The organism is Luteipulveratus halotolerans (assembly GCF_001247745.1).
Classification (GTDB): domain Bacteria; phylum Actinomycetota; class Actinomycetes; order Actinomycetales; family Dermatophilaceae; genus Luteipulveratus; species Luteipulveratus halotolerans.
The window spans coordinates 2,370,205-2,390,942 of sequence record NZ_LAIR01000002.1; the positions used below are offsets into that span (position 1 = coordinate 2,370,205).

General features: G+C 70.4%; 14 protein-coding genes. 7 read left to right on the plus strand and 7 right to left on the minus strand.

Annotated elements, in window-relative coordinates; translation table 11 throughout:
* Positions 1-10 precede the first annotated feature (10 nt).
* From VV01_RS11970 to VV01_RS11980, 3 genes are read right to left on the minus strand one after another with little or no spacing between them, the layout of a single operon-like run.
* Positions 11-946 (minus strand): type II secretion system F family protein, encoded by a 936-nt coding sequence (locus VV01_RS11970; RefSeq protein ID WP_050670083.1) that lies wholly within the window; start codon positions 944-946, stop codon positions 11-13.
* Positions 943-1,809 (minus strand): type II secretion system F family protein, encoded by an 867-nt coding sequence (locus tag VV01_RS11975; protein ID WP_050670084.1) that lies wholly within the window; start codon positions 1,807-1,809, stop codon positions 943-945. Before VV01_RS11975 ends, VV01_RS11970 begins: the two co-directional genes overlap by 4 nt.
* Positions 1,806-3,032, minus strand: coding sequence for a CpaF family protein (locus VV01_RS11980; protein ID WP_050670085.1), 1,227 nt, complete (start codon positions 3,030-3,032; stop codon positions 1,806-1,808). The genes VV01_RS11975 and VV01_RS11980 overlap by 4 nt, the downstream gene beginning before the upstream one ends.
* Positions 3,033-3,213: 181 nt before the next feature.
* Here VV01_RS11980 and VV01_RS11985 point away from each other — a divergent pair, with 181 nt between their 5' ends.
* From VV01_RS11985 to VV01_RS11995, 3 genes are all read left to right on the plus strand, one after another.
* Positions 3,214-7,509, plus strand: a complete 4,296-nt coding sequence (locus VV01_RS11985) for an FtsK/SpoIIIE domain-containing protein (protein ID WP_082220950.1) — start codon at positions 3,214-3,216, stop codon at positions 7,507-7,509.
* A 63-nt stretch (positions 7,510-7,572) separates the two neighbouring features.
* On the plus strand, positions 7,573-8,373 hold the full coding sequence (locus tag VV01_RS11990) for a hypothetical protein (RefSeq protein WP_157508818.1): 801 nt from the start codon (positions 7,573-7,575) through the stop codon (positions 8,371-8,373).
* Positions 8,370-9,233, plus strand: coding sequence for a hypothetical protein (locus VV01_RS11995; protein ID WP_050670088.1), 864 nt, complete (start codon positions 8,370-8,372; stop codon positions 9,231-9,233). The genes VV01_RS11990 and VV01_RS11995 overlap by 4 nt, the downstream gene beginning before the upstream one ends.
* 11 nt (positions 9,234-9,244) lie before the next feature.
* Here VV01_RS11995 and VV01_RS12000 read toward each other — a convergent pair whose 3' ends face one another.
* Positions 9,245-9,640: a hypothetical protein gene (locus VV01_RS12000; RefSeq protein WP_157508819.1), complete on the minus strand. Its 396-nt coding sequence runs from the start codon at positions 9,638-9,640 to the stop codon at positions 9,245-9,247.
* Between the two features lie 287 nt (positions 9,641-9,927).
* On the opposite strand from VV01_RS12000, the gene VV01_RS12005 reads away from it, so the two are divergent.
* The gene (locus VV01_RS12005) at positions 9,928-10,176 is read left to right on the plus strand and encodes a WhiB family transcriptional regulator (protein ID WP_050670090.1); all 249 of its coding nucleotides are present in this window, start codon (positions 9,928-9,930) and stop codon (positions 10,174-10,176) included.
* 8 nt (positions 10,177-10,184) lie between these two features.
* Here the strand turns inward: VV01_RS12005 and VV01_RS12010 are convergent, their stop codons facing one another.
* Together VV01_RS12010 and VV01_RS12015 are read right to left on the minus strand one after the other, a co-directional pair.
* Positions 10,185-11,729 (minus strand): sensor histidine kinase, encoded by a 1,545-nt coding sequence (locus tag VV01_RS12010; protein WP_050670091.1) that lies wholly within the window; start codon positions 11,727-11,729, stop codon positions 10,185-10,187.
* Positions 11,730-11,748: 19 nt separating this feature from the next.
* Complete coding sequence (locus VV01_RS12015; RefSeq protein WP_050670092.1) at positions 11,749-16,623, minus strand: NAD-glutamate dehydrogenase; 4,875 nt, start codon at positions 16,621-16,623, stop codon at positions 11,749-11,751.
* Positions 16,624-16,777: 154 nt separating this feature from the next.
* Here VV01_RS12015 and VV01_RS12020 point away from each other — a divergent pair, with 154 nt between their 5' ends.
* The 3 genes from VV01_RS12020 to VV01_RS12030 all read left to right on the plus strand — a co-directional run bounded on the left by VV01_RS12020 (position 16,778) and on the right by VV01_RS12030 (position 19,653).
* Positions 16,778-17,374, plus strand: a complete 597-nt coding sequence (locus VV01_RS12020) for a hypothetical protein (protein ID WP_050670093.1) — start codon at positions 16,778-16,780, stop codon at positions 17,372-17,374.
* Positions 17,371-17,862, plus strand: a complete 492-nt coding sequence (locus tag VV01_RS12025; protein ID WP_050670094.1) for a DUF2505 domain-containing protein — start codon at positions 17,371-17,373, stop codon at positions 17,860-17,862. The genes VV01_RS12020 and VV01_RS12025 overlap by 4 nt, the downstream gene beginning before the upstream one ends.
* Positions 17,863-18,411: 549 nt before the next feature.
* Positions 18,412-19,653 carry an IS256 family transposase gene (locus VV01_RS12030; RefSeq protein WP_050669285.1) on the plus strand — a complete coding sequence of 414 codons (1,242 nt, stop codon included), beginning with the start codon at positions 18,412-18,414 and terminating at the stop codon, positions 19,651-19,653.
* Positions 19,654-19,755: 102 nt separating this feature from the next.
* Here VV01_RS12030 and VV01_RS12035 read toward each other — a convergent pair whose 3' ends face one another.
* Positions 19,756-20,697, minus strand: coding sequence for a GlxA family transcriptional regulator (locus tag VV01_RS12035; protein ID WP_050670095.1), 942 nt, complete (start codon positions 20,695-20,697; stop codon positions 19,756-19,758).
* Positions 20,698-20,738: the final 41 nt, after the last annotated feature.

Below are 20,738 nucleotides of genomic sequence, written 5' to 3' on the forward strand. Positions count from 1 at the left end.
CGACGGTGGGTCACAACGACAGGCGCAGCTCGCTGAGACCCGGGTAGATGGCGAACAGGATGGTCACGGGCAGCACCAGGAAGACGACCGGGATCATCATGGTGATCTCGCGCTTGCCGCCCTCCTCGATCAGCTGCTGCTTGCTCGCGTCGCGGGCGTCCTGGGCCTGAGCACGCATGACGTCGGCGAGCGGTGTCCCGCGCTCGACGGCCACGACAACACCGTCGACGAACCGGGCCAGGCTCGAGATGCCGGTGCGGTCGGCCAGGCCTTGCAGCGCCTCCGGCAGCGTCGCACCTGCGCGGGCGTCGGCCAGACAGCGCTGCAGCTCTCCGGACAGCTCTCCGGACGAGAGTCTCGCCACCCGGTCGAGTGCCGCCGCAGCTCCCTCGCCTGCGGTCACCGCGAGCGCGAGCATCTCTGCGACAGAAGGGAACTCGGCCAGGATGCGCTGCTCGCGTTGACTGGCTGCTCGGCTCAGCATCTGGTCGCGGGCGACCACACCGATGCACACCGAGATCGACACGACCGCGAGCGCGCCTCCGAGGCTGGTGCCGTTGCTGAGCCACCGCAACGACATCAGCACCGTGCCGATGATGCCGGCGACCACGCCCCACAACGCCTGCTGCGCGCGGAAGCCCTCGACATCCGTGGGCTGACCTGCTCGCTCCAGGCGCCGTCGTACGGACGCCGAGCCGCCCAGCACCTGACCGACGATCGCGCCGAGGCGGTGCAGCCCGGGAGCGAGGGCGCGGTGCACCTGAAGGTCGGCGACATCGGACACCAGCAGTCGTGAGGGTCGCGGGCTGTCGCGCACGTAGGGCTCGAGACGAGCGTTGAGGTCGGCCCGTCGGCGCATCGGCAGTCCGCGCACCACGAGCAGCAGCCCGATGCCCACCGTGAGCCCGACGAGCGCCCCGGGCCACGACCACGCAGTGCCGGTCATCGCAGCACCCGCACTTCTTCGGGCAGCCGACCGATCCGGCGCATGATCGCGTACGCCGCGAACGACACCGTCCCGCCGAAGATCAGGACCACGACACCGGCCGGCTCACGGTATGCATCGAGTGACGAACCGCGAGTCGCGAGCATCAGCAGCACGATCCAGGGCGCGGCGAGCGCGAGGCGGGCGGCGTTGACCGTCCAGCTCTGCCGCGCCTCGAGCTCAGCGCGCGTGCGAGCGTCCTCCCGCAGGAACGACGACAACGTACGCAGTAGTCGCCCCAGGTCCGTGCCACCGACCTCGCGGGCGATGCGCAGCGACTCGATGAGCCGGTCGGCCACCGGATCGCTCAACCGCACCTTCAACGCGTCGAGGCACTCGTGGAATCGGCCGGTTGCGCGGTAGTCCTGGGCGAAGTCCGCGAACGCCGGCCGCAGCTCTTCGGGGCCGCGAATCGCGAGCTGGCTCAGCGACTCCGGGAGAGCCAGCCCCGCGCGTACGGCCGAGGCGATGTGGTCGACGACGTCGGGCCACACGTCACGCAGCGCGTGCCGGCGCCGCCGGGCTCGCGACCGCACCACGCCGAGGGGCAGATAGCCACCGGCGAGCGCGCCGACCACGCCGATCGCGAGCACTCCGCTGATGCCGAGCGCCAGCACTCCGACGACGAGTCCCGTTGCGGCACAGGCCATCACGAGCCGCGGGATCGTGAGCGCAGGCATCCCCGCCTGGACGATCTCGTCGGTAAGGCGGTCGGCGTACGACGGTCCGGTGCTCTCGACCGTCTGCTCGGTGCGCGGCCAGCACGACCACCACACGCAGAACAGCCCGAGCCCCAGGATGAGCCCGACGAGTGCGCCGCTCACAGCCCGGTCCTCAGCAGGTCGGCCACGTCGAAGCCGGCGCGCGCGAATCGCTCCTGGTGGGGCGGGAACCCGTCACCACGGACCAGCTGGCCGTCACGCGTCACGAACAGCTCGGCGATCTCGACGACGTCGCCCTCGGCCCGACCGGGCAGGGCGACGATCTCTCGGACACGGCGGCGACCGTCGCGCTCGAGAGCGACCTGCACCACGACGTCGACTGCACTCGCGACGGTCGGGACGACGAACCGGCTGCTCACGTTGGAGCCGGCCAGCAGTGGCAGGGTGCACATCTTGATGACGGCCTCGCGGGCACTGTTGGCGTGGATCGTGCACATGCCAGGCAGGCCGCTGTTGAGCGCGATGAGGAGGTCGAGGCTCTCCTCCTGACGGACCTCGCCGACGATGATGCGCGAGGGCCGCATCCGCAGCGCCTCCTTGACGAGGCGTCGCAGCGGGATCTCGCCGGTGCCCTCCAGGCTGGCCTGGCGGCACTGCATCGCGGCCCAGTCGCGCAACGGCAGCTTGAGCTCGAAGACCTCTTCGCAGGAGACCACGCGCTCGTGCGAAGGGATAGCAGCCGCAAGGCAGTTCAGCATCGTCGTCTTGCCTGCCTGGGTGCCCCCGGCGACCAGGATGTTGAGACCGGCCGAGACCGCAGCGGACAGGAAGCGTGCAGCGGACGGGGTCATCGTGCCCATCCGCACGAGGTCGTCCAGGCCGTGCGCACGCACGACGAACTTGCGGATGTTGACCATCCAGTGCGCCCGCGTGACGTCGGGGATCGCGACGTGCAGGCGTGAGCCGTCCGGCAGTGCGGCGTCCACGAATGGCGACGACAGGTCGATCCGACGACCGGACGGCTTGAGCATGCGCTCGACGAGGTTCTTGACCTGCTCGTCGGTGAGGATCGTCGGAGTCAGCTCGGGCACGCCCCCGCGAGCGACGAAAACCCTTGCGGGCTCGTTGATCCAGATCTCCTCGACCGTCGGGTCGTCGAGGTAGGGCTGCAGCGGGCCGTAGCCGACGACGGCGTCGAGCACCGTCCGAGTCGCCGCGTCGCGGTCGGTGAGCGGTGCGAGACCGCCGTGCAGGCTGCGTTCTTCGTAGTCCTGGACGACGTCGCGGACGAGGTCCCGCAGCACACCGTGGTCACGCGCCGGGTCGAGGCGCTGACGACGGATGAGCTCACGGACCTCGCCCTCGATGAGCTGGATCCCCTCCATGCACCCCTCACTCTGCGACGCGCTGTCCGCTGACAGCGCCCGGCACATGAAAGCCACCTGGGAGCCGCTGTGGCGTTGTCCACAGATCTCTTGACCAACGTTTTACCTTTCGGCCTGGCCGTCGCACTGTTGTCCACAGGCGTTCCTGCAGCGTCGGCTCCGCCCGCCGATACTTCGGCGCGTGCCCACGACAACCGGCGAGTCCGCAACCACCGCAACGCTTCTCCTGCGCCTGGTGCTCAGCTCCGGTGCCGCGAGTCACGAGGTGCTCGTGACCGCCACCACCGACACCACCTGGCGCGAGCTGCGAGCACACCTACGTGAGCACGTCCCGTTGCCCGAGCAGGTGTACGCCGGCGCCGCGGCCGTCACGGAGGACGCAGTGTTCGGCAGCACCGTGCTGCGGCACGGCGCGGTGCTGTCCGACCGGCCTCGCCCCGACCGGTCACCCGCGCTGCTCGAGGTCGCCACGGCCGAGGGCCCCGACGCCGGCACGACCCACCCCCTCGGCACGTCCGCCGTCCTCATCGGCCGTGCGGCACCGGGCGGTGTGGCCGTCGCCGATCCCGATCTGTCGCGTCGCCACCTGCTGCTCGAGATCGCCCACGGCCACGTCCAGGCCACCGACCTCGGCTCGACCAACGGCACGCGCGTCGACGGTGACGCGCTCGTGCCCGGCGCGGCCACAGAGGTCCGGGTCGCACAGCGGATCACGGCTGGTGGCAGCACTTTTCGGCTGCAGCCCCCGGTTCGGCACACACACGTCGAAGCCGTCGCCGGACGTGTCGCGGTCCACCGGGCCCCACGCGACCCGGTGCGGCTGCCGACCGTCGAGCTCACGCTGCCGCAGCCGCCGGCCGACCACCGCCGCGACCGCCTGCCCTGGCTGATGGTGCTGCTGCCCATCCCGGTCGCCCTCGTGATGGCCGTCGCGATGAAAAGCATGATGATGCTCGGCTTCGGGCTGATGAGCCCGGTCATGATGCTCGGCCAGTACCTCCACGACCGCCGCAGTGGACGCGCCGATCACCGCCGCGAGCAGGCGGAGTACGAGCGCGACCGCGAGGTGACTGCACAACGCTCCGACGACGCCGTCGCCGAGGCGGTGGCGCTGCGGCGACGGCTCGCACCCGACCTGGCCGAGCTGCGCGCGACCACCGCGCGGCAGCGGGTGTGGCCACGACGCCCGACCGACGCCGATCACCTGTGGTGGCGGGTCGGCACCGGCGAGGTCGAGGTCGGCGTCGTGGAGCACGACCCGGGCCACGAGACCCGCGAGCGTACGGCGAGCGCGTGCCCGGTCGTCGTACCGCTGGACCGGCACCGCGTGGTCGGGCTGTGCGGCCCGCAGCCCCTGCGCCGACGCGCGGCGACTGCGCTCGTCGGTCAGATCTGTGCGCTGCACTCGCCGTTGTACGTCCGGCTGGTTGTGGTCGTGGCGTCCACCGGTGACCTCGCCCGGTGGCGCTGGGCGCGTGCACTGGATCACCTGTCGTCGGGCGCCGGGCCGCTCGTCCTCGTCGCGGGCATCGACGACGAGCTGATCGCCGCATCGCTCTCGCACCTGGCGGTGGCCCCCGAGGAACGGCTGCGCACGACCGAGCGTGACCACGTTCGTACGGTCGTCGTCCTCGACGGCGCGCGACGGCTGGCCACGCACTCCACCCTCTCCGGCGTGCTGACGCACGGTGCATCTCACGGGGCGGCCGTCGTGGCGGTCGACGACGCCCACACCGACCTGCCACCGGCCTGCGAGGTCACCGTCGAGATCAGCGCTCCGGGTCGGGGCCAGGTTCGTGGCGAGATCGACCAGGCCTTCCGACCCGACCTGCCCGGCGCCGGGTGGGAGCTCGCCGTCGCCGCCGATCTCATCGCCCTGGTCGACGCCACCCCGAGCGAGTCCGACGCCGAACCGCCCTCTGCAGCAAGGCTTCTCGACCTCACCCCGGACATCACGAGCCCCGATGCCCTGGCCGCAGGCTGGTCGTCGGGATCGGGCCGTACGACGCGCGCCCTCCTGGGGCTGAGCGGTGAGGGTCGTGTGGTCGTCGACCTCGCCGTCGATGGTCCGCACGCGCTCATCGCCGGCACCACCGGGTCGGGCAAGTCCGAGCTCCTGCAGACGCTCATCGCCTCGCTCGCGGTCGGCAACCGGCCTGACGAGATGGTCTTCGTCCTCGTCGACTACAAGGGCGGCGCAGCCTTCAAGGACTGCGCGCGACTGCCACACACCGTCGGTCTGGTCACCGACCTCGACGCGCACCTGACCCAGCGCGCGCTCGCCTCCCTCGACGCCGAGGTGCACCGGCGTGAGCGGCTCCTCGGTGCAGTAGGCGCCAAGGATCTCGAGGACTACCAACGGATCTCGGACGCCGAACCACTCCCCCGACTCGTCCTGGTCATCGACGAGTTCCGGGTGCTCGCCGAAGAGCTGCCCGACTTCATCGACGGGCTCGTGCGCATCGCCGCGGTCGGCCGGTCGCTCGGCATCCATCTCGTGCTGGCCACCCAGCGACCGGCAGGTGTGGTCTCGACCGACATCCGCGCCAACGTCAACCTGCGCATCGCGCTGCGGGTACGCGACAGCGGCGACTCCGACGACGTCATCGAGTCCACGGCTGCAGCATCCATCTCGACGGCGACTCCGGGTCGGGCGATCATGCGGTCGGCGTCCTCCCCGCTCGTGACGTTCCAGGCAGCACGCGTCGGCGGGCACGCACTCGACGCGGCCGGCGCCGTCGAGGTCCGACCCGTCGACCCGGTCTCGGGACGTCCCGCAGCACTCGACGCCACTGCTGACGAACCGGACGGTCCCACCGACCTGCAGCGCCTCGTCGACGCGGCCCTGCACGCAGCCGACCGGTGTGGCGTCACTCGCGTCGCCTCGCCCTGGTTGCCCCAGCTGCCCGCCGCATGCTCAGTGGCCGACCTGGGCGGCAGCCACCGGCTCGTCGACGCCCCGGACGAGGACGGCGTACCTGCGCGCGACGGCCAGGCTCGCCTGGGCCTGGTCGACCTCCCGCACCTGCAACGACAGGACGCCCTCGCCTGGAGCCTCGCGAGCGGCCACCTCGCCGTGATCGGCGGGCCCCGCAGCGGGCGTACGACGGCTGCGCGCACCATCACCTGCGACCTCGCCTCGGCGACGTCGGCCGACGACCTGCACGTCTACGTCATCGACAGCAGCGGCTCGCTCGGCGGGCTGGCGGCGCTGCCCCACGTGGGTGCTGTGGTCGGCCGCGACGACGAGGGCGCGTGCGTACGGCTGATCACCTGGCTGGTCGAGGAGATCGCCTGTCGCCAGAGCGTGCTCGCCACCGAGCAGCACACCGACATCGACGAGCACCGTGCTTCCCGGACAGCCGCCGGCCGACAAGCGCTCCCCCGGCTCCTGGTCGTCGTCGACGGCTGGGACGCGTTCACCGAGACCTACGAGATGGTCGAGGCCGGCCGGGTGGTCGACGACGTGCAGCAGGTCCTGCGCGACGGGGTCGGCGTCGGCGTGCACGTCCTCGTGACCGGTGGACGGTCCCTGCTCTCATCACGCGTGGCCGGGTTCCTGCAGCATCGGCTCGTCCTGCGCATGGCCGACGAGATGGACCTGATGATGGCGGGTCTGCGGCCGCAGCAGGTGCCGGTCGAGATGCCGCCCGGGCGCGCCCTGCTGCTGCCCGACGCCCACGAGGTCCAGCTCGCGCTGCTGGACACCGACCCGTCCGGGCGCGCTCAGGCCGCTGCTGTCGCCCGGGTCGTCGACCGCTGCGCACCCTCGACCGCCCAGCCGCCCCGCCGGTTCGCATCGCTCCCCGACGAGGTCTCCATCACCGGCCTCACTGCTCAGCCCGGCGAGCTCGTGGTCGGGGTGAGCGGCGACGACCTCACGGCGGCCACGATCACCCCGGACCCGGCCTGGGGCCTCGCCGTGCTGGTGTGCGGACCGTCCGGCAGCGGTCGTACGACCACGCTGGAGACCCTCGTGCACGGGCTCGACGACCCGGGTCGCGTGCTGTGGCTGTCCGGCGGCGCACCGCCGGAGAGCCTGCCGGCGGGCGCCACCCACCTGCCGTGGGACGACACGCAGGCGGTCTGGCAGCACCTCGAGCAGCATCCGGGCACGGTGCTCGTGCTCGACGACCTCGAACGCATCGCCCACGACCACGTGCACGAGATGGCGGTCGAGCACCTGCGCCTCATCCGGACGAGCGGCGGCGCCCTGCTCGCCGCGGGCACCACCAGCGACATGACGGGCGCGTTCCGCGGTGTCGCCCACGAGCTGCGCCGCCGTCAGTGCGGCATCGTGCTGCAACCCGACCGCCACGACAGCGAGGTGTTCGGGACGCGCCTGCCCGACGTACGGCGGCGGGTGCCGGGTCGCGGGGTGCTCGTCCGTCGCGGACGAGCGGTCGAGGTGCAGGTGGCGCGAGCCGACCGGAACGCCGACCATGCCCTGCCGCGTCAGTACGAGCAGGCATACTGACGCACAGTCCTTGTGCACACCGGCGCCGCGGCACGCCCGCGCAGCGCCTCCGGAGGGGAGACCATGTCGGCTCGTCGTACCACGGCCACGATGGCTGCGGCGCTGCTCGCGCTCACGTTCGCGACCACCGCCTGCAGCAAGGACGACGGCGGCGGGGGTGACGGAGGCGACGCCCAGGCCATCCCGACGGCGTGGAGCGCCCAGGACGCCACGAACACCTCCGACCAGGACGGCGACCAGCAGGCCGCGCCCAACCGCAAGGCGATCCCCGCCACCGAGAAGTGGACGCTCAAGCTCGCACCCGAGTCCGGCTCGGTCGCCTACGCCGACTGGCCCGACGCGCAGCAGCTTTACCCGCGCGACCGGATCCAGGGCCTGTTCCCGGAGGCGACCAAGCTCGAACAGACCTCGTGCGCCTTCGGGCAGTACGGCAATGGCAACCAGACGCCCAAGAACGCCACCTGCTCCTGGTACGTCACCAACAGCACCGAGCGATACGTCAGCGACAATGACAAGTCCACGTTCCGAATCAAGCTGCGTGGCATCGGCGCTGACAGTGAGGTCACCAAGTCCTGGGACTCCACCCGCGACCAGTTCCGCACTGAGAAGAAGGACGGCGACGTCTTCTACAAGGACGGGACGTTCGGCGCCCGCCGGGCTCTGTTCCGCGACAGCACCGGGCTGGGCTCCTTCGTGATCTCCGACGGCCAGATCGCGGCGTGGATCGACCTGGAGTTCACCGACTTCAGCTTCGTGTCCCCGCAGGACCAGACGCCGGGCAAGATCGGTGAGGTCATCCGCAAGCAGGTGTTCCCCCTCGCCATCCAGGACCTCATCCCCCACCTTCCCAGGCAGTACTCATGAACCGCCGTCTGACCGTCGGCGCCACCGTCGCTGCGCTCACCCTCAGCGTCGTCCCGGCGTACGCCGCGAGCCAGGGCTCGGCGTCCGCGCCCCGGTCCGCGCCCGCTGCCACTCCCACCCGGGTCCCGGCGAAGGCGCCGTCGTCGAAGGCGACCACCGCGACTCCCAAGCCCTCCGGTACGGCCACGACCGCCCCCAAGCCCACGCCCCTGCCGACGCCGGCGCCCTACGCACCGCCGCCGGACCAGGCGCAGGCGGCCACGCCGAGCGCACCGGCGATCAAGGCGTCCGGCACGATCCCCGTCCGCGTCGACCGCACCGGCAAGCAGGCGTTCGACCAGACCTGGCCCGATGCAGGACGCCTCTTCACCGTCTCCGAGCTCGCCCAGGTCATCCCCGGCGTCACAGCGATCAAGGCGCACGACTGCGCCAGCAGCCCGGTGTCCGGTGGTCGTTCCTCGGCGCGCAGCACCCGCTGCACCCTCGACCTGACCGTCAAGGGCGAGCCCGCCGACAACCGCAGCCGCATCATCGTCAGCGTCCGCGGCTTCGGTGTCCCCGCCGTGATCGGCACCGGCTGGACCCGCACGCTCACCCAGCAGCGCGAACGCGCCGCCTCACGACCCGGGCTCTACACCTTCTACAAGAACGGCGCGCTCGGCGCATCAGCGTCCTACACCGACGGCACCACGACCCGGGTTCTGCTGCAGCGCGGCGGAGCGGCCGGTGAGGTCTGGTTCAGCGGGATCGGGTTCGCCCACCTCAAGCCGGGCTACCTGGCCTCTCGCCAGGACTACCGGCAGCGGGTCGCACCGGCGCTGGCTCAGCTGATCGCCGACAAGGTGCAGCCCACGCTCTGACCCGGACCGGCCTAGGCGTCCAGGTCGGGGCGAGGCATCATCACCGCCGCGGCGATCGTGGCGACCGCCCACAGCAGGACGGCCAGACCGATCGCCACGGCGCCGCCTCCGAGCATCGAGACGCCCACCGGGATCAGCAGCGCGTTCCAGACCAGCGTCGGCGTACGAGCCAAGCCCTTGCCACGATGCAGCGCCAGCGCGAGCGCCGCCGCGCAGCCCGCGAACACCAGCACCAGCGCAGCCTCGGTGAGCGCCTGGGTGACGTCGTCGGCCGAGCCGTTGATCACCTGCACCAGCGAGATCACCACCAGCACCGCCAGGACGACGGCCTGCCCGGCCATCAGCAGAGCGGCCGACCGGGAGGCGGGACTGAGCTCGTCGGGCGCGGCGTTGCGGGTCTCTATCACAAGGCGTAAGGCTAGTCGCAGGCAGGCTTGTGACGTATCCCTCACCTTCGGTACCGAAAAATTCTCCCAAAGCCCTTGTGGGCCCCTGTGGGGATCTGTGACAGTTGGGAAACAGTATGTGACCTGCGGGCGTTGCCCGGATGTCGGAGTCGAGACGTTTCCCCACAAGACGTCACGCCGTCGGGACCACCCGACCGACGCAGGCCGCGGCTACCCGAACATCCACCCGCGACGACATCGTGGCGCGCCTGCGTGCGCCCACGTGACGAGCTAAGGAGCAACACCACATGGATTGGCGCAACCGCGCTGCATGTCTGGACGAGGACCCGGAGCTGTTCTTCCCCATCGGCAACACCGGCCCCGCCCTGCAGCAGATCGAGGACGCCAAGGCGGTGTGCCGTCGCTGCGAGGTCATCGACACCTGTCTGAAGTGGGCCCTCGAGACCGGCCAGGACGCCGGCGTCTGGGGCGGCCTGTCAGAAGACGAGCGTCGAGCCCTCAAGCGTCGCAACGCACGCGCTCGCCGCGCGGGCTGACCGCCTTCTCACGTCCCCACCCCTGACCCCTGGCCCTCGGCCGGGGGTTCTTTCATGCCCGGGTCGTCGCGATCGGCGGGCGGGCGCAGCACGGCGTCGAACGTCACGCGCGACCCTCCCTCCGGCCTCGGCTCCCATCGGATCGTGCCGCGCAGGTCCTGGACGAGGGACAGCACGATCTGGGTGCCGAGCCCTCGCCGGCCCGGCTCGAACCCCTCGGGAAGGCCACGACCGTCGTCCGACACCGTCACCGCGAGACGGTCGCCGCCCTCATCGGTGAACCGACGAGCCGCGACCGTCACGGTGCCGTCCCGATCGGCGAGACCGTGCTCGACGGCGTTCTGGACGAGCTCGGCGAGCACCATCGCGAGGACCGTGGCGTCCTCGGACGCGAGCACCCCGAACGATCCCTCGGTCACGCCGCGCACGCGTACGGCGGTGCGGTTGGCCACCTCGATCGCCGCCTGCAGGCCGCGTGCCGCGATGACGTCGAAGTCGACGGAGTCGTCGAGGTGAGCGCTGAGGGTTTCGTGGACCAGCGCGATGGTCGCGACCCGGCGTACGGCGTCGTCGAGTGCGGCCTTGGCGCCCGGGTCGTCCAGCCGCCGCGACTGCAGCCGCAGCACAGCGGCCACGGTCTGCAGGTTGTTCTTGACGCGGTGGTGGATCTCGCGGATCGTGGCGTCCTTGGTGAGCAGCTCGCGCTCACGTCGGCGCAGCTCACTGACGTCGCGCACGAGCAGGACCGCGCCGACCCTGCTGCCGGCCTCGGACAACGGGATCGAACGCACGGTGACGCTGGCGCTGCGCGACGGCAGCTCGGTCGACCAGGGCAGGGCGCCCGTGAGCACCGGCATGAGCTCCTCGTCCATCGGCCCGGTGCGCGGGAGCAGCCCGGAGAGCGCGTGACCGAGGCGTACGCCGACCAGCTCACCGCCGTAGCCGAGGCGGTGGATCGCCGACACGGCGTTGGGGCTGGCGTAGGTGACCTTGCCCTCGCGGTCGAGGCGCAGCACGCCGTCACCGACGCGAGGCGCACCCCGCCGTCGGCCGGTGTGGCCGCCCTTGGTCGGGAACTCCCCCGTCGCGATCATCCGGGCGAGCGCGTCGGCCGTCGCGAGGTAGGTGACCTCGAGGCGGCTCGGTGTACGCATCGAGGCCAGGTTGGTGTGTCGCGTCACGACTGCGACCGGTGCGGTGCCGCCACGCACCACGACCGGGATCGACTCCTCACGCACGGGCGTGTCGTCGCGCCACATCGTCTGGGGCGCACGCACCAGTCGGTTCTCACGGAACGCCTGGTCGACCGGACCGACCCGGGTGCGGTCGATGCTGCCGCCGACGAGGTCGTCGAGGAAGACCCCGACGCCCGTGGTCGGTCGGACGTGCGCCGCGGCCGTCCAGCCGCCGTCGTCACGGGGCACCCACAGCACCAGGTCGGCGAACGACAGGTCGGACAGCAGCTGCCAGTCGCCGACGAGCAGGTGCAACCAGTCGGACGCCGCCGGGTCGAGCCACGGATGCTCGGCCAGGACGTCGTTGAGGGTGGGCACACCCGAACCCTAGGTCAGGTCAGGTGGCCGACCCGGAGCGGATCACCGTGCGCAGCGTGCGCAGTGCGACCGACAGCGGCGCGAGCCCCGGCGTGTCCAGCTCGTCGATGCCGGCGAGGGCCTGCGTCGCTCGGCCGATCGCCGCGTCGTGGTCACCGGACCACCGCTCGGCGCGCTCCTGCGCGGACAGGTCGGTCGGCGTACCGGCCAGCACTGCGCCGGTCAGCGCGTCGAGCACGGAGTAGAGGTCGTCACGGACCGCCCCGCGCGCGAGCGCGTCCCAGCGGTCGTCGCGCGGCAGCTGCGAGACCGACAGCAGCATCCGGTCGATGCCCAGGCTCTCGGAGAGCGTGAAGTACAGCTCGGCGACCGCCTGCGGCGACTCGCCCGTGGCCCGCGCCTGCTCGGCGATGTCGAGCAACGAGAACGTGTCGAGCAGCGCCGCGCCGCGCTCGGCCAGCTCAGCAGGGATGCCACCCTCGGCGAACCGGCCCGTCGCGTTGCGCTCCCACCGCTCACGCTCGTCACCGCGCAGCAGCTGTGGCACCTGCGGAGCGAGCTCGGCGACGACCGGCGCGAACCGCTCGATCTCGGCCGTCACGTCGAGGTGGGACGGTCGGCTGTGCAGCAGCCACCGCACCGCACGGTCGATGAGCCGGCGGAACTCCAGGTAGAGCGTGGTCTGCGCCGCCGTGGGCACCCGGTTGTCGAGTGCCTCGACCGCCGCGACGAAGTCGCTCATCCCGAAGACCTCGCGGGCGATGACGTAGGCCCGCGCGACCTGCTCCGGAGAGGCACCGGTCTCTTCCTGCGCCCGGAACGCGAAGGTGATGCCGCCCCGGTTGATCATGCTGTTGGCGACGGCGTTGATGACGATCTCGCGCCGCAGCGGGTGCTCGGCCAGCTGGTCGGCGTACCGCTCGCGCAGCGCCTGCGGGAAGTAGTCACGCAGGGTGCCTGCGAACCACGGGTCCTCGGTGAGACCGCTCTCGGCGAGGTCGGTCTTCAGCGCGAGCTTGGAGTAGGCGACCAGCACCGAGAACTCCGGCGAGGTCAGGCCCAGGCCCGCCTCGGCGCGCTTCTTGATCTCGCCCTTGCTGGGCAGGAACTCCAGCGCACGGTCGAGCTCACCACGCTTCTCCAGCCACCGGATCAGCCGCTCGTGCACCGGGAGCATCAGGTGCTCCTGGGCCCGGGCGTTGCCGAGCAGGGTGTTCTGCTCGTAGTTGTGCCGCAGCACACGCTCGGCGACGTCGTCGGTCATCGACTGCAGCAGCTCGTTGCGCTGGTCGAGCGTGAGGTCGCCGTCGCGCATGCGGTCGGTGAGCAGGATCTTGATGTTGACCTCGTGGTCGGAGGTGTCCACACCGGCGGAGTTGTCGATCGCGTCGGTGTTGATGCGTACGCCGGCGCGCGCGGCCTCGATGCGCCCGAGCTGGCTGGCGCCGAGGTTGCCGCCCTCGCCGACCACCTTGCAGCGCAGCTGCTTGCCGTCGACGCGGATGGCGTCGTTGGCGCGGTCACCGATGTCGGCACTGCTCTCGACGGCGGACTTGATGTAGGTGCCGATGCCGCCGTTCCAGAACAGGTCGACGTCGGCCAGCAGGATCGCCTTCATCAGCTCGGCGGGCGTGAGCGTCGTTGCGCCGCCCTCGATGCCGAGGGCACGAGCGGCCCGCTCGCTCACCGGGATCGCCTTCGCCGTACGCGGCCACACGCCACCACCCTGGGAGATCAGCGTGGTGTCGTAGTCGGCCCACGACGAGCGCGGCAGCTCGAACAGCCGGCGCCGCTCGGCGTACGAGGTCGACGTCACCGGCTCGGGGTCGATGAAGATGTGCCGGTGGTCGAACGCCGCCACCAGCCGCGTCTGCTCCGACAGCAGCATGCCGTTGCCGAAGACGTCGCCGCTCATGTCTCCGATACCGACCGCGGTGAAGGGCTCGGTCTGGCAGTCGACGCCGAGGTCGCGGAAGTGCCGCTTGACCGACTCCCACGCGCCGCGGGCGGTGATGCCCATCGCCTTGTGGTCATAACCCGCCGAGCCGCCCGAGGCGAACGCGTCGTCGAGCCAGAAGCCGAAGTCCTGGGCGACACCGTTGGCGATGTCGGAGAACGTCGCGGTGCCCTTGTCGGCCGCCACCACGAGGTAGGTGTCGTCGGGGTCGTGACGCACGACGCGCTGCGGCGGCACGACCTCACCGGCGACCAGGTTGTCGGTGAGGTCGAGCAGGCCCGAGATGAACGCCTTGTACGAGGAGATGCCCTCGGCCATCCAGGCGTCACGGTCGGAGGGGTCGGGCAGGCTCTTGGCGACGAAACCACCCTTGGACCCGGTCGGCACGATGACGGCGTTCTTGACCATCTGCGCCTTGACCAGGCCGAGGATCTCGGTGCGGAAGTCCTCGCGTCGGTCGCTCCAGCGCAGACCACCTCGGGCGACCTTGCCGAACCGCAGGTGCACGCCCTCGACGCGCGGGCTGTAGCACCAGATCTCGAACATCGGCTTGGGGCTGGGCAGGCCCGGCACCGCCTGGCAGTCGATCTTGAGGCTCACCACAGGACGACGGCTGCCGTCCTCGTCGCGCTGAAAAGCGTTGGTACGCAACGTCGCTCGCATCACACCCATGAACGCACGGATGATGCGGTCGTGGTCGAGGCTGGCGACGTCCTCGAGAGCCGCCTCGATGCGGCGTACGACGTCGTCCTCGGCCGCGTCACGGTCGCCGGAGGCGAAGTCGGGGTCGAACCGCACCTCGAACAGCTCGACCAGAGCGCGCGCCAGGTCGACGTTGCCGACGAGCGCGGACACGAGGTAGTCCTGGCTGAACGTGAAGCCGATCTGGCGCAGGTACTTGGCGACCGCACGCAGGACGACGACCTGGCGCCAGCGCAGCCGACCCTTGAGCACGAGTGCGTTGAAGCCGTCGCTCTCGGCGTCGCCCTCCCAGACCGCGGCGAACGCGTCCTGGAACACCTCACGAACGCCGGCGAGGTCCTGCTCGGTGCTCCCCCACACGCCCGCGTCGGTCGCACGCAGGCCGAAGTCGTAGACGTAGACCTTCTCGCCGTCAGCGCGGTGCATGGCGTAAGGCCGCTCGTCGGTGACCTTGACGCCGAGGTCGGTGAAGACCGGGAGCACGTCGGTGAGCACCAGCTTGGAGCGACGGAACAGCTTGAACCGGCGCTCGTGGTCGTCGGCGCCGGGGTCGCGGTAGAGCGTGAGCAGCGTGTGGTCCTGACCCTCGAGCGCCTCGATGCGACGCAGGTCGGCGACACCCTGACGAGGACTGAAGTCCTCCTTGTAGGCCTCGGGGAACGCCCGCGAGTAGAGGCTGATCACGCGGGCTGCGGCGTCGTCGCCGTCCTCGGCGCGTGACATGTCACCCAGCCGCTCACCCCAGGTGCGGGTGGCCTCGACGATGCGCTGCTGCAGGCTCGCCTCGTTGACGTCGGGCACCTGCGCACCCGGCCGGAGGCGTACGACGAAGTGGATCCGGGCGAGCACCGCGTCACCGACGCTGGTGGTGTAGTCGACGGTCTCGGCGTCGAACTCGTCGCGCAGGATGCGCTCCATGCTCAGCCGCACGGTGGTGTTGTAGCGGTCGCGCGGGAGGTAGACCAGGGCCGAGACGAACCGGCCGTAGTCGTCACGGCGCAGGAACAGGTGCGACTGGCGGCGCTCGCTCAGCCGCAGCACCTTGGTGGCGACGGCGTAGAGCTGCTCGGAGCTGGTCTGGAACAGCTCGTCGCGCGGATAGGTCTCGAGCACCTGCAGCAGGTCCTTGCCGGAGTGGCTGTCCGGCGCGAACCCGGCCCGGGCGAGCACCTTGGCGACGCGCTCGCGCACGATCGGCACCCGGCGTACGGACTCGGTGTAGGCGCTGGAGGTGAACAGGCCCAGGAAGCGCTTCTCGCCGACCACGTTGCCGTCGGCGTCGAACGTCTTGACGCCGATGTAGTCGAGGTACGCGGTCCGGTGCACCGTCGCTCGCGAGTTGGCCTTGGTGATGATCAGCAGCTGCGGGTCACGCGCGGTCGCGCGGGCTTCGGGCGTGAGCCGGCTGAAGCTGTCGGACTGGCTGCCCGCACGGTCCCAGCGCAGGATGCCCAGGCCGGTGCCGGGCACCGAGCGGAGTACGTCCTCACCGTCGACAGTGTCGAGCGAGTACTCCTTGTATCCGAGGAAGGTGAAGTGGTCGTCGGCCAACCAGCGCAGGAAGCCCTGGGTGCGCTGGACGATCTCGGTGGGGACGCTGCTCGGCGGTGCGCTCTCCAGCTCGGTCATGAGCGTCTCGCACTCGGTGTGCATCTTGGCCCAGTCGTCGACCGCGACCCGGGCGTCCTCGAGGACCTTCTCGAGCGTGCGGACCAGCGCGGCGTCGGCCGCCTCGTCGGGGCCGAGGTCGATCTCGAGGTGCATCCACGACTCGTCGACGGCACCGGCCTCGCCGTGCTCAGGTCCCGGCGCGGAGTCGACGTCGCGGATCTCCTCGATGTCGCCGAGGGCGTTGCGGCGTACGACGAGCTGGGGGTGGATGAGCAGGTGCACGTCGCGGTCGGCGCGCGCGAGGGCTGCGGTGACCGAGTCGACGAGGAACGGCATGTCGTCGGTGACGACCTGCAGCACGGAGTAGGAGCATGTCCAGCCGTCGTGCTCCTGCGTGGGCTGGAAGATGCGGACCCGCGCGGTGCCGTCGGGACGCTGGGCCGCGAGCTCACGGTGGCTGCGGATGATGCCGGCGAGCATCGGTGAGCCGCACTCGGACAGGTCGTCCTCGGCCACGTGCCGGAAATAGCGCCGGATCAGCCAACCAGGGATGTCACCCCCCGACTCCTCCAGCTCCGCGGTCTCGCGAAGGATGTCGTCCCGGGACTGCACAGGTGCAGACATGGAGCTCTCTACCTCGATCAAAGCAGGGCATGTGACACACGTCGTTGTGCGCCAACAGCGAGAGTAACGCCGCTCTCTCCGGGCTCCTACTCGGCCCCGGCGCGACTGTGGGTGACGAGTCGGCATCGGCGGCGATCCGATCTACAGTGCCCGTGTGTCCCACTCGACCGCGCCGCTCGCCTCCCGTGTCGCGGCGGCTGTCCCCCGGCTGCTCGCGGTCCAGGTCGAGCCCGCCGAGGAGGAGACCGCCGACCAGGTCGACGACGCCGTCGAGCGCCTCGCCGACGCGCTGCTCGACTGGCACGACGAGCTCGCCGACGGCCGGTCGCACCGACGCCTGCCGAGCCACCGCACCGCCGTCGACCTCGACCGTACGACGCACGCCTCGCGCTCCCTCGCAGCCGCGGTCCGCAGTGGCCGGGTCCCGGGCAGCTCGGTGGCCGGCCAGACCGCGGCGGGTCAGCTGCGTGAGGTGGCCGCACTCGTCGATGAGGTCTGCACCTGCGTGCCCGACGAGGCGTTGCGTGACACCGGTCGGCAGGTCCACGAGGCGCTGCTGGCGCTGGCCACGGCACTGCACGACGAGGCGGGCGTGCTGCAGGAGGAGGCGGGTCGGCTCGCCGGCCTGCGCCGCGCTCCCGCGACCGACGACACAGGCAGCGGGCCGACGGCGGTCGATCATCTACTCGGGCGCGTCGTCCGCGCAGAGCACCGCCTGCAGCGGGTGGCCGCCACTACCCTGCGGTCATGAAGATCAGCGTCGACTGGACCTATACCGCCGCACCCGACGAGGTCTGGGCCATGACCAGCTCGACCGAGTTCCAGGACCGCAAGTGTGCTGATGCGGGCGCCCAGTCCTACGACTCCAGCGTCACCGCCGACGGCGACCGCACCGTCATCGTGACGACCCGCGAGATGGCCACCGAGGGCGTACCCGATGCGTTGCGCTCGCTGGCCGGTCGCACCGTCACCATCACCGAGACGCAGACGTGGGGTCCGGCTGCGGCCGACGGGTCACGTGAGGCCGAGGTCCGCGTCGAGGCCAAGGGGCAGCCGGTGTCGATGAACGGCAAGGTCCGGATGGCGCCCGCCGCCGACAGCACTGCTGTCTCGCTGACCGGCGACCTCAAGGCGCGAGTTCCGTTGGTGGGCGGGCGGATCGAGAAGGCCGTGGCCCCGGTGATCGAGGCGGCCGCACGCTCCGAGGCCGAGGTCGGCGAGGAGTGGCTCGCCGGCTGAGCACGCCCCTCTCCTGTACGAAAATCGTCTGCCCGGCACTGCATGCAGTGCCGGGCAGACGGTTTTCGGGCTCTTCCCAGATGAGGGTGTAGGTCGGCCGGGCGCGTCGGTCCGCAGGTAGACGTCGAGGTCTCCCGACGATGGAGGTTCCTACGCCATCCATCCGAAAGACCTCGACGTGACCGACGCTACCCCGGCGGCCGGCTTCGGCCGCCCTGACCTGACCGCCTTCGCGTCTCATCCCAATCGACCCTGATCGAGTCTGCTGACCCCCTCGACGAGAACGCAGCGACATCACAGCCACCCAACCCCGACCGTCCGGGAAGCCGGGACACGTCACATGGCCTGTGCTGCGGGCGTGTCGAGTGGGTCGTCCAGGGGGGGACTGTCCGGCAAACGGTGTAACCGGCCTGACACGCCAACGCTGGTTGGCGAGGAAGGTCTGTGATGACCGAGACACTGGCGACTGTGTCGCCTGAAGATGATGACAGCGCTGACCATGTCGATGATCACGAGCGGGTTCGGCCGGCGGAACAGCCCGCGGCGGTGATGTCCGAGCGAGCCGCGGTAGCGCAGCTGGTCCGTGCCGCCCGGGCGCGTGGTGAGGACCTGACCGGCCCGGACGGACTGCTGAAGCTGTTGACCAAGACCGTGCTGGAGACCGCGCTCGATGAGGAGATGAGCGAGCACCTGGGCTATGACAAGCACGCGGTCGAGGGCCGTGATGGTGGTAACTCCCGCAACGGCACCCGGGCCAAGACGGTGCTGACCGACAACGTCGGCCCGGTCACGATCGAGGTCCCACGGTACCGGGACGGCAGCTTCGAACCGGTCATCGTCAAGAAGCGACAACGCCGCCTGGGTGACGTCGACACCGTCGTGCTGTCGTTGTACGCCAAGGGCCTGACCACTGGTGAGATCAGCGCGCACTTCGCCGAGGTCTACGGCGCCTCGCTGTCCAAGGACCGCATCTCGGTGATCACCGACCGCGTCATCGACGAGATGAGCGAGTGGTGCGCCCGGCCGCTGCTGCCGGTCTACGCGGCGATCTTCATCGACGCGATCTACGTCAAGGTCCGTGACGGCCAGGTCGGCAACCGGCCCTTCTACGCCGCGATCGGGGTCGACCTGCAGGGTCGGCGCGACGTGCTCGGGCTATGGGCCGGCACCGCCGGGCACGGGGAGTCAGCGAAGTTCTGGATGAGCGTGCTGGCCGAGATCAAGAACCGTGGCGTGGCCGATGTGTTCTTCATCGTGTGCGACGGACTGAAGGGGCTGCCGGACTCAGCGAACGCGGTGTTCCCGCTGGCCACGGTCCAGACCTGCATCATCCACCTGATCCGCGGGTCCTTCCGGTACGCCTCCAAGAAGTACTGGGAGGCGATGGCCAAGGACCTGCGCCCGATCTACACCGCACCGTCGCAGGAGGCGGCGTGGGCGGCGTTCGAGCAGTTCGAGGAGACCTGGGCGGCGATGTATCCCGCGATCTCACGGCTGTGGCGTGATGCGTGGGAGCAGTTCGTGCCGTTCCTGGACTACGACGTGGAGATCCGCCGAGTTCTGTGCTCCACCAACGGGATCGAGTCCTTGAACGCCCGCTACCGGCGCGCGGTCACCGCCAAGGGCCACTTCCCAACCGAGCAGGCCGCGCTCAAGACGCTCTACCTGGTGACCCGGTCCCTGGACCCCAAGGGCACCGGTCAGGCACGCTGGACCATGCGCTGGAAGCCGGCCCTGAACGCGTTCGCCGTGACCTTCGCCGACCGCATGCCCGCGGCCGAGAACCTGTAACCAAGTACGCCGGTTACACCGATAACCGGACAGTCCCTCCAGGGGCGACGCAGGAGGGTCGACGCGACGTGCTGAGAGGTGGTTCTATGGCATGGCGATAGGTCAGGAACGGCGTCGCTCCCTGCGCAGGAGGGAGCGCAGAGTCTCGGCGTTCGCGTAGCCGACCCGTAGCGCGATGTCGGCGGAGGTGAGGTCCGTGGTTGCCGAGAGGTGCCGAGCTCGTTCGATGCGAAGCCGTTGGACGAAGCCGAGCGGAGTGAGGTTGAGCGCCGCACGGACTCGTCGTTCGAGGGTGCGCCGGCTGGTGCCGAGCGACTGCGCGACGAAGGCGACGTTGAACGGTTCGTCCAGGCGGGCGCGCACGAAGCGTTCGAACTCGACGACGATCGGGTCCTCGTGCCGGAGATGTTCGTAGGCGACGAAGGCCGCCTGCGACGGACGCTCGTCGATGATGAGGAGCTTGGCGACATGTTGGGCCAGGTCGGGGCTGATCGATCGCACGAGTGAGAGCGCGAGGTCGATGTGGGCGAAGGCGGCGCCGGCGGTGACGAGGTTCCCGTCGACCACGACCATGGTGTCGAGATCGAGGGCGACGGTCGGATAGCGCTTCAGGAACTCCGGCCCCAGGAACCAGCTGGTCGTCGCCCGCCGATGATCCATCCGTCCGGTCTCGGCCACAGCGAACACGCCGGTGCACGCCGCGGCGATCCGGGTGGTCGCGTCGTCGAGGCACCCGAGCGAGGCGATGACCGAACGAGCATCTCGGCTCTGGAGGGCGTCGTTGGTAGCGGCGGCCGTGAGGGTTCCAAGCGCAGGGACGACGACCACGTCGAACTCTGCGGACTCCGACAGCGGGTGGTCCACCGACAGGGTCATCGATGCCGTCGTGGTCACTGTCCGTTTCGGTCCGAGGATGGCGAGTTCGATCGGGTCGATCCGCGGGTCGACATCGCCGCGGGCTCCGTCGGCCACCCGCACGATGTCGATGACCGACGCGACAGCCGAACCGAAGCAGCCGTCGATCGCGATCAGTCCGATACGCATGGCGCAAACAATAGCAATACTGCCGTATACGCCACTTCTCA